Here is a 13,447-nt window from a genome sequence, read left to right on the forward strand (position 1 = left end):
TATGAGAAGAGAACAAGTCCTAAATTTCTAGCTTATTGTCTCCACAAAGTAAGGTCCTTGACCCGGCGGGAAAATTTAGACAGTTCGACCACAAGCTCCTGCAAAGCCGCAAGTTCAGGTGCCCCTTGAGAATTTATCTCTTTATGAACCTTGGTCGTAATCGTTCGAAGCTCGTCAAAGTCACGTCTCAGATCAAGCCATTCCTGGGCATGGACATATTTGTGAGCGGAAGTCCCATTGATGTCCATTTCAGAAATAAAGGCAGCCCTCACTTTTGCTGACCAAGTCTTGTAGTAAACATTCCACTCCCGTTTGCGATGAAAAACCAAACTCCGAGCTTGGAGTTCCACGTCCCTGCTCAAAGCTAAAATTTTCTCAGTAACTTGAAAGAGACGCTTTTTTTCACGCTGATGACGCCAAGAAAATTTCTTTCGTTGAGCTTGCAATGCGATCTGAAACTGACTGTCCTTGCTTCCGATAAACACAGTTGTTGTTGCTGTGACATTCTCAATCTTCGCTGAGATCCGATAACTTCCATCCCCCAACCCCAAGCTACCGAAAGACAAGGATCTCTCTTCACCCGGCTTGGCCTTGAGTTCCCATTTTCTCAAATAACTTGCGCGCGACAAAATCTCTCCGGGTCTTCCGTAAACTGTCACCGAAAGCGGGAAATGATGACTTCCATCCGTCACATAGACCAATCGAGCCTGCGCCTTATCCTTCCAGTCTGCGGTTTGAATTTTTAAATAAGAAGGATTTTGTTTTGGATATTCTTTGGGTTTTGGTGGGCTGGGAGGAGTCGCCACGATTGAGGTTTTTGAGATATCCTCTTTCTTCATCTTCTCGGCAGTACCCAAACTTTCATCGGTTCCACTCTTATTATTGTTACTTTCTTCAGTCCCAGATTTTTCCTGTTCGCTCCTCTGTCCTATCTGCTCCTTTTCTCTGCGCTGAGATTCACGTTGATCCGTTTCTTTCTGTTTCTTTAGAGCCTCCAATTCGGCGCGCCTAGGTATCGATGAATAAACCAGCCAGAATCCTGTGCCAAGAAAAGTGAGCGCCATAAATGTCAGAAATACTCTTACAGACAAACTGGGAATCAATCCAAGAACTGCCGTCTTTACCTCATCCGAACGACCTTCCTTTTTAACAAACACAGGTACTTCATTCTTTATCACAGGAGCTGGAATTCGCACCGCGGCCTTGGCTTGGCGCTCTTTGAGAAATTCCTCACGCTCCTGAGAGGTCGACGCCCCAGGTAAGCTAGATGTCTGACTCAATTCACGAAATTCTGTCAAAGTTGCTGAATCATCAAGAACTTCAGATTTTTGCGCATCAGTTTGCGCTTCAAGTGGAATATCCAGTTGGGTGGCTTCGGGATCAAAGCTCTCTTTCTTGCCACTTTTTGGTTTTTTTGCCTTGAGAACATTTTTGAGAAGGTCCTCAGCTTGAACGTCTGCTGATTCTGGCCGAACTTGGACCCCAGAAAAAGCCTTTTTTGCTTTGGTCCGAACCTCTTCGTATTCTGGATTAAACTCTCTCGTATGAGAAATTTTGGACCACTTTTCTCTTCCCTCTTTCCAAACATAGTCTACAAAATCAAGATCTCCCACTTTGATCTTGTCACGAATTTCATCGGTAGAATAGGGTCCAGACTGCAAATATCCAGCTCCAGCGTCTCGAGGCTTTTTTCTCAATACTATCCACTGCGGCACAACATCAGGACCTTCAATGGTTTCGCGAAAAATATCCTGCAAAAATTCCAATTCGCGCGCTGGAATCCATCGCTCCGATCCATCTCTGAAGATGAGATCCAGAGGACCCAGATGCCCCTCCTTTGCGGCAAGCACAATTTCATTTTCACCCAAAGGTCCTCGAGGTTTCCCCTCATCCACAAAATACCATTTGGCCATCACCCGCTCCCCCCGATCAAATATTTCTGGGATTCTGAACCATGTGACTCAAGCCTTCTGATTGTCTGAAAGTAGATCTCCGAAAAATCGTCCGAAAAAACATCCTGGGAGATCAAATTGATCAGACTCTTTCGCGGTAAGCGACCTAGCTTAAATGCGGTGAACATTCTCTCACCCATCATATTCCCCAAAATCCTTGAAGCATCCAAGTATTGGCTCTTTCTCGAAGGTTTATAGCGGCGAGATCTCTTGCGACCACTGTGAATTTGAATAATTTCGCTCATGCGCTGATCAAGAACAACGAGGAGGACATCCCGGCCACGACCCTTCGGATCACCCGCTTCCAGTTCCTGGCGAAGAGATCGCAGGGATTCACTCATTCGGTGAGAGTTTATCAGTTTACTCACAAAAAAACTGACTGATTCAACCCAAATCGAGGCAATAAAATCTTTGGGCATATCCCAAACAGTACGTGATCTTCCGCTCAATTTGGCTTGAATGTATTGTCCGGCCAATCCCGCAGCGTGGTTGATCGTGGGACGCGATAGATAAAACATTCCACCTTGAGGAACAAAGAAACTCCGATCACGATCAATTAAATGCGCAAGGATTCTCATCTCGTAATCGCTCAGTAATTTCTGGAAGATCTGATGAAGAGACCTATCTTCACTGCCGTAGACTGCAATATCCTGGGCTTTGAGCCTGACTCCTAAATCATCTCCTGCCAATCGAATCAGAGAGGCCACATGATCAGTGTAGTCGATTCCGCCCTCTTCCTCTAAATCACGATCATAGGTCTGCTCAAGATACATAAGGTAACTTTGCCACTTGACCCATGGAGGAGCCGTCAAGAGACAATATCGATCTTTCGCTCCACGCAAAACAATATGACGGCTGACCGCCCCCTCTTTTGCTTGCCTAAAATATAATTTTTCTGAATTAAGGAAGACTCGAAGAATCTTTTCTTTGACCAAAGCTCTTTCTTTCTTTAGAGCTTTTGGCAAATGTTTTTCCGCCAAATGCAAATCCCCAAAAATGACATAGACAATGTGATTCGGGTGAGCTCTCCGAGTCGCAGCCAAAACTTTGGCAGCATGAATATCTCTCTTTTGTAGATTAGATTCTGACCGAGTTCTAAAATAGCGATTCAGCGCTACAACTCGATATTTTCTTTCCCGTGCAAGTTCAAAAAGCGGCCGATAGTGCTCCCATGGAAACCCCCAACGAGCTGACCATTGGATTGCTTCCAAAAACTGTTCTTCCTTCATTTTCTCAGATGAGATATAGGCATCCACTGCCGCTTGATGTCGGGACTCGAAGCACTCGACCGCCAATATGACAGAATCATTGTTTGGAAAATCTCTCAACAGTCGCAGGTGACTCTTCTGCGACTGGCCGAAGGCATGAAAATCTCCTCCAAGAATAAGATTCGCCTCTACTAATTTGCCCTGAAATTGCTGTTGAGAAACCTCTCGCCATCTGCCATTGAACTCATTTTTATATTCCTGTGCATAATGAAGAATATCCTCCGATTCGCCTCCCAAGCGCAACTTTACCTGCTTCTTCAGCTGCTGAAGGAGCCTCTTTCGCGTTCGGAGCCAATGAAGACTATCAATTCCCATTCTCCCTCATTCCTGTCTCAAATCAGCAAAAATCCCTCAGTAAATCCAAAGATAAACCCTGTTTCCAGTCACCTACACCCACTCCACACCCTACTTTGGCAAATACAGTTTTTGAATGCAAGAAGACAGAATAGTTTGCGAGGGAAAAGATTTTCGGGTTAAATAAGCCCTCAACAACCCGCCATGGTACCACCCGGAGGCCCAAGATGAATTGGAAAGTCCGCCTAGCACTGCTGAGTCTCATCGTCGCAATTTTTTCTCATGGATATCTCGCTCTTCACTACTATCCTCTTCACCTTGGTGTGGCAGAAGGCGATGCCATTTGCACTCTCAGCGCGAAGTTCAACTGCGATGCTGTGAGCGCTTCCCGTTTTGCCTCTTTGTTTGGGATACCCATGGCCATCTGGGGGCTCGCCGCTAACTTTATCTTCCTCCTGATGCTCCTAGTCTATGGTCTAAGTTTGACAGAATCGAAAGGGCGTTTGCTGCGTTTGACAACTTTACTGACTGGTTTTTCAGCAGCGACATCGATCGCAATGGGTTCAATCTCTCTCTTTTTCCTTGGCACTTATTGTCTATTTTGTATTTTTGCCTACCTGGCCTCCTTTGTAACTTTCGAGTGCATGAGAAGAGAGCTACAGGATCCATTTTTTGCGAAGATCGGCGAGGACATCCTCTCTTTGTTCACATCCGCCCGAATCAATTTGATCTACTTTCTTGCCATCCCTGGCGGTGCTTTTTTTCTTCATAATTTCTTTATTCAGCATTATGGAGCTGGAGATTTAGACCAGGTTGTCAATTCAAGCTTTCTTGAATGGCAGGCAGGAACTACCTATGACTTTTCCTCTCCCCCTTTGCTCAGCAAAGGATCTCCCCCTGAAGGGGCTCGTATGACCATCGTTGAATTTGCTGATTTTCGCTGTGGACATTGCAAAATGGCAGCAACTCCCATTTCGGCCTTTGCAAAAGCCAAGGCCGATGTGCTCGTCAAGTTTTTCGCCTTCCCACTGGATGCCTCCTGCAATTCTTCGATCTCACAAGGAGACGGTCTCTCATGCCGTTTGGCAAAATCAGTGCTTTGCGCCAATAGGCAAGATAAGGGCTGGGAGTTGCATGATCTCATCTTTGCCCAACAAGATAAAATGAGCCGTAAAAAATCTGGAGACGAGCTTGATTGGGAGTTGAAGAATGTCTCCGAATCAATCGGGGTTCGCTTTGACGACCTGAAGGCCTGCATTGATTCTGCTGAAACCCATGATCTGATTAAGGCCCAAGCCAGTTTGGGGGTTTCTGCTCGAGTTGAAGGGACGCCCACAATATATGTGAATGGTAAAAAACTTCCGAGAGGCCAGCTTATACCAGTCTTAGAGAGGGTTTATCAAAGTTTGATAAACCAATAATTTGAATAGAGAAGTGATCTCAAATTAAATTGATAAGCCAGTTGGCGCCGTCGTCTATTAACTTGTCCATGACAAGAATAAATGAGGTTGCCAAGCCATGGTTGATATCGAGAAGAAATGCCAAGGCGACGATGCCCAGTACGCATTGGGAAAATACTTGAATCACCCAAACCGTCGATCGAATATCCTCGAGGCGAACTTCTCTCTCCACCATTTCTATCTGCTTCAAATAGTCTTTAAGCTCATCAAAATGCTCAAGAACCTTATCGTGAAATTCCTGCTGTTTAGCCATAGAGAGGGTTTGCATACCCCTAAAATTTCGCTTGGCAGAGATCGCCTGAATAAGATCTTTGCAGTGCTCCACATACTTTTGGCTTCGATAAATAAAGTTCGGAAAATCATTCCGAAATTGCATGTAAACTTTGAGTTCTTCCTCTGCCAAAGGGTAGTTTCCATCCGTAACGAGACGGAGGACCACCTGCCGAAGGGTGGTATGCCCCCCTCCAGTGGTCTTGCTTCGCATCTCAAGCTCTTTCTGTAGCTCGAGATCTACGTTCGCCAGCCTTTCGGCTTCTAACTGACTGTAATCGACCTGAGTAACTGCTCCCATGAATTCTTTTCGGTCGACAAAGGTCCAAGTTTGAGCTTTTACTTTGTGTGTCAACTAGAGTATTGTCCGATTTTTGACAAGGCACGTTCTCTAATGAAACAATGGTCCGAAGAACCTGCCGGCGATAAGGGGTAAAGCTGATGGTAGAAGAAGGAGCCTTTCGTCCACATATAAAGATCGATTTTATAGAGGACACTTTGGAAGATGTGCCAGAGAGAGGCTGGGAAGAATCGCGAATTGTGGAGAAAATCCCTTTACCCACACATCTTCCTCGTAAACTGGACCTCAGTATTTTGCCTGACAATATTCAAAAATCAGGCGCTATTGATTCGCTCATTCGCCAAAACGAGGATTTGATGGCAAGGCTAAACGTAGCCCTCCGCCGTCATTCCATCCTTGAAGAACAGGCTGGCAAATTTGAGAACACCCTAAAGCAACTACAAGACAGAAATGAAGCGCTGGCTGACCAGGTACTTGTGTATCGAGAAAAGGACCGCCTGCAAGGCAACACTCGCAAAACAAGCGAAAGACAAATTCAAGAACTCAAAGAACAGGTTTCACTTTTAGAAATTCGCTACGCTGAGTACTATGCTGTTTCTAGAGAAAAAATGGACTACCTCTCCACAAAAGTTGAACGTACAACAAGACGACTTGCGAGATATACAACCTACAGAACTCGAATCAATCGATTGTCCAAAGACCGCAAAAGAGAAGCAGTACAACGCGTTCAAAACCTGGCCCATGAGAATCAAAAATTGACGTCTCGACTGCAACAAGAAACTCTCAGCTTATCTGAACTCCGAGTTAAACTCGGCGAAGCCGTTGATCATATTCAGCGCCAATCCGTCGAAACAGAAAGCAACCAAAGACAACTCGTGGATAACTATGAGAACCAGTTTTCGGACCTCCGAGAACAAGTGAAGCTCAGTTCCTCAAGAATCCTTGAACTTGAAGAATTACTCACGGACCAGGAACGACTATTTCAAGATAAGATTTCTGTTGAGAATCAACTCGTTGCCACCCAGAGGAGCTTCAGCGACGCTAAGACTCAATACGAAGAAAATTTGAACCAACTTCAGGAGGGTCTTGCTGAATTTAGGCGAGAAGCCAAGGAAAGAGGCCTCGAAGTTGATCGATTAAATAAAGAAATGGGATTGATAAAGTCCCAAAGAGATGAACTGAGCACCTCTAAAAGAGAGCTTGAAGATCGGATCGAAAGCCTCGAGTGTCTCTGGCGCGATACTCACCAACAGCATGAACAGCTCAAAGAGAGACACCAGGCTTTGCAGAATCTGAATCAACAATTAAGCACCTCGCTCATTGAGCAGCGACGCGAAGTAAATCTCTTAAAAGAGCAAAGGGACGCCAATCATCTGCAAACTTCAACAAAAATTAGAGAACTAGAGGGACAGGTCAGATATTTAGGCGCCACTGCAGTTAGAACAAATGAGCAACAACAGAAGAGCAGCGAAGCTGAGCCCTCACAACGACGGGAGCTTGTCCAACGCATTGAAAAATTAATCAGTGAAATCCAGTCTGGATTCTCGCCCGCTTCTGTCGACAAAACGGGCGATCAAGTCCAAGATAGCTACCAAGATCCTCCTCCAATCTGAGGTTCATTTAAACTGGCCCACTTGATTGTTATTCCAAACTCCAAGGGCGCCTGGCTAAAGCAAATCTCAGGAGTCCAGGATCTTCAAACATGCGTCCGGCAGCAGCGCTCACGTTGTGAGCACTGCACCAAGCCGAACTCGATCCTGAACCCCTGAGATTGCTTCAGCCAGGCGCCCTTGGAGTTTGGAACAACAATCAAGTGGGCCAGTTCAAGGTTCATTGACCAAATTCATCCACACGCCCCCCTGGCACAAGTGAATGAACTCAGATTAGGGAGTGTCGCACAACGAAACATAGAGAGGTCATCTTCCCTTGGTAAATACAACCAGATGGAATCGCTTGGTATTTGCAGAACGGGATGTTAGGGCATTAATGGAAAGAGAATGATCAATCGATCAAATCTCGGTCAGATCAAGAGCCAAATACGGCATTTCAAAACCTCATTTCATGGCCCTTCCTTTGCTCTTTTACAGCGATGTGGTGTTTGGATATCTGTCCACTTTTCTGGGTTTGAGGGGTCAATTCATGGTCAAAATAAATGCTTGGCGCATCGCTTTGGGTTTAGCGCTAATTCTCACTGGTTGCGGCAAGGGACAGAGGAAAATCCATATTCCCAGTCTGGGAAGCACAGACGGCATCAAACTATATAGCAACCATTGCGCCTCCTGCCACAATTCGATCGCCACTTCCACAAAGAAAAATAAAACAGCTGCTCAGATTACTGCGGCCATCAGTTCCGTTGAACAAATGAACTCATTGGGATCTCTCACCTCCGCCGAAATTCAAGCCATCGAAACAGCACTCGTCAGCACAACGCCGCCACCACCTAATCCAACAGCGCTCACCGCAACGCCAAACTCAGCTGCTGCAATCACTTTGTCTTGGACCTCGGGCGGTGGATCTACTGTTGATTATCGGATTTCTTATCAGTTGGGTGCTACAGCACCAGCCACCTGCGCAACTGGTACTCTGATCTCAGAGTCCGCGATCTCTGGGACTTCTCATCAAGTGACTGGATTGACCACCAACACGCAGTACTCCTTTCGAGTTTGTGCCATCAATGACAAAATGACTCCCGAGGTCTCCAGCGGTGTCACAGTTTCGGGAACAACTCTTCAAACCCCTCCACCAGCCAACGGGGTCGCTCTCTACGGTTCAAAGTGTGCCTCTTGTCACAATCCACTCTCTACTTCCACAAAGAAAAATAAAACAGCTGCTCAAATCACTTCAGCGATCAGTTCTGTTGCACAAATGAGTTCCCAACCCGCCCTCACAGCACTCACACCTGCCGAGATACAAGCTATCGCAACAGCTCTCGTCGATACCGCTCCACTTCCACCCCCAAATCCTATAGCGTTGGCTGCCGTACCAAACTCAATGTCTGCAATCACTTTGTCTTGGACCTCGGGCGGTGGATCTACTGTTGATTATCGGATTTCTTATCAACTGGGTGCGACAGCACCAGCCAACTGCTCAACAGGTACTCTGATCGCAGAGTCCTTGATCTCTGGAACTTCTCATCAAGTGACCGGATTGAGCGCCAACACGCAGTACTCTTTTCGGGTTTGCGCCATCAACGGAAAAACCACTCCCGATGTCTCCAGCGGTGTGACTGTATCTGCAAAAACTCTCATTAACACGGCTCCACCACCCAATCCTACGGCACTGACTGCAACGCCAAACTCAATTTCTGCAATCACTCTGTCTTGGACCTCGGGCGGTGGATCTACTGTTGATTATCGGATTTCTTATCAACTGGGTGCGACAGCGCCAGCCAACTGCGCAACCGGAACTAAGATCTCTGAGTCATTGATCTCTGGAACTTCTCATCAAGTGACCGGATTAACCACCAACACGCAGTACTCTTTTCGGGTTTGCGCCATCAACGGGAAAACCACTCCCGACGTCTCCAGTGGTGTGACTGTATCTGCTAGAACTCTTCAAGCTCCTCCACCACCCAATGGGGTCGCTCTCTACGGTTCAAAGTGTGCTTCTTGTCACAATCCACTCGCTACTTCCACAAAGAAAAATAAAACAGCTGCTCAAATCACTTCAGCGATCAGTTCTGTTGCACAAATGAGTTCCCAACCCGCCATCACAGCACTCACACCTGCCGAGATACAAGCTATCGCAACAGCTCTCGTCGATACGACTCCACCGCCTCCAGGTCTGCCTTTGCGCTACGTCGCGCCTATCGGCACGCGAATTTACGTAGTTTCAACATTTACTGACTTATTTTTACCCGAAGTGGCACAAAGAACCGCAGCAGATACGCCGATTTCAAATCTCATCAATACTCTACTACTCGATAAAACGGGCGCTCTCGGCGGACCTTGTCGAAAATATGAAACCCGCTGCGTTGGAGACCTTAATGAAAATATTGCGGCATCCATGCTGCCTACTCCGAGTACCTTACGAAAAGGCTATATGACAAGAGCCTGCGAAGAAATCCTAGCAAAAGATAGATCCGTGCAGAATGCTCTCAGTCGCGCAGGAATTACTTTGACCGCGGCTGCGAACACTACGAACCTTCGACGCCTATTTGATCATTTTTACCCAGGGCACAATCCCAATACCGCAATCATCAGTTCTCTGATCTCTGTGGTCAGTGACTCCCGCACCAAAGGTCTCGGCGATTTAAATGCCTGGCGTTACACCATGGTGCCACTCTGTGTGGGATCAGCATTGGAGTTATTATGAAATACAAATCAACAGCCAAGCCCAACTTATTTGGATTACTTGCCTTTCTTACTTTGACCTTTACTTGCGGTGGAGCATTTCACAATTCCCAAGCGGAATCCCTCTCCCAATTAGCCATCTTCATGCGGTGCTACGCTCAGTTCACTCAACTCCGGTCGAGTAGCACGGATCCACTCTATGCAGCAGTGGCTTCTGGTTCTAAGACGGCCGTTGATGCTTGCATGGAGGTTTTCGATCGAGCCCGACTCACTGTCGGAGCACGCACCATTGCCAATCCCGCCGATCCTGTGGCTAAGGCGGTCATTAATAATTTCCACAACCTTCATGCTTCTTGGTTTCAAATCAAAGCCTTTCCAAATACCCTTGGAGCGGGACATGAAATCAGCAATAGAGATCTCTTTGATAGCAGTAATCCAGCAGCTTACTACACAAAAGCCCTCTTCGGCCCATCAATCCAAGCCAAATTCGTTGTCACAACACCGCAATATCTGAGAGTGGTTCGAACCGACAATGATCCTATAGCCGGCGTCAGTACCTATACAAAACCCGATTATTCATTTGGATCAGCCGTGAAATTTGCCGCTCGCGGTGACTTGATTGGTGTTGAAGATTTAAGCCGACAAATCTGGAATTTCAGTTATACGGTCATTTCAACGAGCAAGGTCATATCAGGAGATGTTGCCGTAAATGATACGCGTGGAGGAGGATTTCTTGGATCCCAGGATTACATCTTGGCTACCGTTGATGAAGTTTCCACATTTAAAGCAAGTGGTGGATTAGGAATGCCCCGGAAATGGGCCCGAAGCCTTTTTCACGATGCTCTCTGTCGAGATTTGCCTGCGGTCAGACAGGCAGATGGAGATAGCTTTGTTGCCCCAACAAGTGCTGTGGAATTCCGGCAAACTGCAAACTGTGTCAAATGCCATGCCTCGATTGATCGAGCCTCGTCTGTCATTCGAAATTTCAAATATGAAATTGTGGCAGGAAATACATTGTTTACCCCACGCTGGGGTGGCTTTTTTACAGATCTCCATCCAACGGATATGCCCGCCGAAACAGGCTGGCCCAGCACAGTGGATGCCAACTATTACCGGCGTCCCACGCGAGGAACCTTCTACTATCGAAGTTACAACGGAAGCCTAGTCAATGTCCCAATCAATTCCGTCCAGGAACTTGGAAACCAAATAGCAAACACGAACGATTTCTACGTTTGTATCGCAAAGAGGTATTACCAATATTTTACTGGAATCGACGCCGACATTGGCGATCTCGGAGATCCTGATCACGGGACTCTCTCCGCTGAACACCTCATTCATCGAAATATTATCATTGGTCTTGGGGTGTCTTTGAAAACTCACCAAAATTTGCGAACATTGGTGAGAGATATTATCAATCATCCACGGTATCGACTTTCTGATTTTGGACTACTTGATTAAAGGAGAGAGGCACATGTCAGGCAAGAACAATAAATTTATCCAAGGTCGGAGGGATATGCTATCCCAGATTGGCCTAACTCTTGGTTCTACAATCGCCTCTCACCCAATTCAGTTACTTTTCGATACAATCTTGAATGGAATGATCAGCAAAGCCCACGCACAGGCAGCCAACCCTCGCCGTTACCTGTTTATCCAGCATATAGGCGCTCCTCCCCGCTGGACATTTGATCTGTTCCTGACACCCTACAACACCAGCAATTTTGTGGCAAATGCCCAAGTGGGAACAAAATATGTTCTCTCAGGAGGCAGAGCCACTTCTGTCACATACGCAACTGTTCTGGCCAAAGGCATCAACGTTCCTTACATGTGGCAATTCCCCGTTCCCAGAGCGAGTGGAGGGGATCGACCCATGACAGATCTTCTAAACAACCTCCTTCACATACGAGGCGTTACGACCGCAAACGCCGGCCACGGAGGCAGCGCAGCTTTACGATACCGTCCGTTGGGTGCCGTCAAGTCGGTACCAGCTCTCTCTGGCGATGCTTCTGTAAACCCATTCCCTGCTGTAAATCTTTCGGCGACAGAGTTCAGATATCTCTCCACCAAAGGTAAAGCTGCGATCAATCTCGGTAACTCCGGCAACATGATCCAAAGCCTTCTCACTCCATTTATGGGAACATTGCCCGCTGGCTACAAGGCAAACAAACAGAAAGTTCAGACTGCAATCAATGCCGCTCTGGATGAAATTGAACAGTATGCCATTGATCGACATCCAGGAGCCGATATTATTTCTCAGAGCAGAGAAGGCGCTGAAACCCTCCTGAATGAAGGCTTTGGCGACCTCACGGGCATCTGGAATAGTCTTCTGGCAAAATATCGAGATCTGATTTCGCGGGCCATTGATCCAACGAGGATCTTTACTGGCATCAACAATGCCCCGATCGGACTCACCGGAACCCGCACCGAAACCCATCGCCTGAGCAGCATTACCAACATTTTGACAACCTCCGATATCAGAAATCTTATCACGGCCAATACCACGATTACGAGAATGGCTGAGCATTTTGCCGTTGCCGAATATGTCCTGGTCAACAACCTCTCCTCTTCAATGGCAATTCTTCCGGGTGGTTTAACAAATCTGTCGTTATCCGGAAACACCTCGGCCACTCCCACCTTCGACGAGCACTACACAGGAGCGATTCCCAGTCTCTATCTCAACACCATGTACTATCGAGCCTATGCGTCCTGCCTCCTTGAACTGATTGATCGACTCAAAGCTGAAAACATCTGGAATGATACGGTCATTGACACTGCTGGCGAATTTAATCGTTCAGCTAGGGGAGCTGGAACTGGTTCCGACCACGGATTTCAGGGTGCCAGTGCCGCTATTTATTCAGGCGCCATCGCGGGACCCATTGTTCTTGGCAACATCAAAAAGGAAACAGGAGCAACCTCTGCTGCACCAGGAACTTGGGGCTATGGGGCACCTGTTGCAGGACAGTCTTCGGGGCAATTGACCCTGGGCCATGTTGCCGCCACTCTCGCCTATTTACTCAGAACCCAATCCCCGATCACCGCATATAGCAAAATCATCGGCACAGACGGGACCGGAAAAATTGTGCCTACAATTGAGCTAGCCAAACAAATTTAGTCGGCTACCAAGGGGCATTCGATGTGCGTCGTATGCCCCTTAGTTTTTTGTACCCTCATAGGCCTGAGGACTGGCTTCGACGGATGAAACCGAAGGGATGGCAGAATTTTCTATGCTTGGGGTTAGAGTTTGAGGGAGACTGAACGCGCGATGAGCCTTCTGAAAATCATCATGAACCGCGATCTCCGGAACCAAAGTCGCTGCAAAAATTCTCTTAAACTCTGAACTCGCATGACAAAAAGTGATTCCCATACGGCTTGTTTGATTGAGTTGCTGGATAGCAGAGACAAAGATTGAGATTCCGTTGGACCCCACAAAACAAAGATCCTTCAAATCAAAAATGACCTTATAGGACTTAAGATGATCAAGGCAACCGAGAAAGCGTTCAATTGTCTCAAGGTCAATGCGACCCCTCAAATAGACTGCCATGATATCTGCACTGATTTGCTCAAACTTAATTTCCATTATCAACCCCAGATTGTAATTTTCTCTTCCTCCCAA

General features: G+C 46.9%; 9 protein-coding genes. 5 read left to right on the plus strand and 4 right to left on the minus strand.

The genetic code is table 11. The features are described from left to right. Positions 1 to 32 precede the first annotated feature (32 nt). Complete coding sequence (locus IPL83_00335; protein MBK9037609.1) at positions 33 to 1,913, minus strand: DUF4339 domain-containing protein; 1,881 nt, start codon at positions 1,911 to 1,913, stop codon at positions 33 to 35. Beyond that, on the minus strand, positions 1,913 to 3,535 hold the full coding sequence (locus tag IPL83_00340) for a ChaN family lipoprotein (protein ID MBK9037610.1): 1,623 nt from the start codon (positions 3,533 to 3,535) through the stop codon (positions 1,913 to 1,915). Before IPL83_00340 ends, IPL83_00335 begins: the two co-directional genes overlap by 1 nt. 206 nt (positions 3,536 to 3,741) lie before the next feature. Here IPL83_00340 and IPL83_00345 point away from each other — a divergent pair, with 206 nt between their 5' ends. Next, on the plus strand, positions 3,742 to 4,935 hold the full coding sequence (locus IPL83_00345; protein MBK9037611.1) for a thioredoxin domain-containing protein: 1,194 nt from the start codon (positions 3,742 to 3,744) through the stop codon (positions 4,933 to 4,935). 19 nt (positions 4,936 to 4,954) lie between these two features. Here the strand turns inward: IPL83_00345 and IPL83_00350 are convergent, their stop codons facing one another. Then, entirely contained in the window at positions 4,955 to 5,599 is a 645-nt protein-coding gene (locus IPL83_00350; protein ID MBK9037612.1) for a hypothetical protein, read from the minus strand. A gap of 86 nt (positions 5,600 to 5,685) precedes the next feature. On the opposite strand from IPL83_00350, the gene IPL83_00355 reads away from it, so the two are divergent. The 4 genes from IPL83_00355 to IPL83_00370 all read left to right on the plus strand — a co-directional run bounded on the left by IPL83_00355 (position 5,686) and on the right by IPL83_00370 (position 12,946). Then, positions 5,686 to 7,158: a hypothetical protein gene (locus tag IPL83_00355; protein MBK9037613.1), complete on the plus strand. Its 1,473-nt coding sequence runs from the start codon at positions 5,686 to 5,688 to the stop codon at positions 7,156 to 7,158. Between the two features lie 526 nt (positions 7,159 to 7,684). Next, a complete protein-coding gene (locus IPL83_00360) occupies positions 7,685 to 9,859 on the plus strand; it encodes a fibronectin type III domain-containing protein (GenBank protein MBK9037614.1) in 2,175 nt (724 codons plus the stop codon). Next, complete coding sequence (locus IPL83_00365; GenBank protein MBK9037615.1) at positions 9,856 to 11,295, plus strand: hypothetical protein; 1,440 nt, start codon at positions 9,856 to 9,858, stop codon at positions 11,293 to 11,295. The genes IPL83_00360 and IPL83_00365 overlap by 4 nt, the downstream gene beginning before the upstream one ends. Positions 11,296 to 11,308: 13 nt before the next feature. Further along, positions 11,309 to 12,946 (plus strand): DUF1501 domain-containing protein, encoded by a 1,638-nt coding sequence (locus IPL83_00370; GenBank protein ID MBK9037616.1) that lies wholly within the window; start codon positions 11,309 to 11,311, stop codon positions 12,944 to 12,946. Positions 12,947 to 12,985: 39 nt separating this feature from the next. Here the strand turns inward: IPL83_00370 and IPL83_00375 are convergent, their stop codons facing one another. Beyond that, entirely contained in the window at positions 12,986 to 13,411 is a 426-nt protein-coding gene (locus IPL83_00375; protein MBK9037617.1) for an STAS domain-containing protein, read from the minus strand. Between the last annotated feature and the right edge of the window lie 36 nt (positions 13,412 to 13,447).

This window comes from Bdellovibrionales bacterium (assembly GCA_016716765.1).
GTDB lineage: Bacteria > Bdellovibrionota > Bdellovibrionia > Bdellovibrionales > UBA1609 > JADJVA01.

Bases quoted from the DNA above. Each gene is read 5' to 3' on its own strand.
- IPL83_00360 (MBK9037614.1), top strand. From the start codon at position 7,685: ATGGTCAAAATAAATGCTTGGCGCATCGCTTTGGGTTTAGCGCTAATT.
- IPL83_00365 (MBK9037615.1), top strand. From the start codon at position 9,856: ATGAAATACAAATCAACAGCCAAGCCCAACTTATTTGGATTACTTGCC.
- IPL83_00370 (MBK9037616.1), top strand. From the start codon at position 11,309: ATGTCAGGCAAGAACAATAAATTTATCCAAGGTCGGAGGGATATGCTA.
- IPL83_00340 (MBK9037610.1), bottom strand. From the start codon at position 3,535: ATGGGAATTGATAGTCTTCATTGGCTCCGAACGCGAAAGAGGCTCCTT.
- IPL83_00335 (MBK9037609.1), bottom strand. From the start codon at position 1,913: ATGGCCAAATGGTATTTTGTGGATGAGGGGAAACCTCGAGGACCTTTG.
- IPL83_00345 (MBK9037611.1), top strand. From the start codon at position 3,742: ATGAATTGGAAAGTCCGCCTAGCACTGCTGAGTCTCATCGTCGCAATT.
- IPL83_00375 (MBK9037617.1), bottom strand. From the start codon at position 13,411: ATGGAAATTAAGTTTGAGCAAATCAGTGCAGATATCATGGCAGTCTAT.
- IPL83_00355 (MBK9037613.1), top strand. From the start codon at position 5,686: ATGGTAGAAGAAGGAGCCTTTCGTCCACATATAAAGATCGATTTTATA.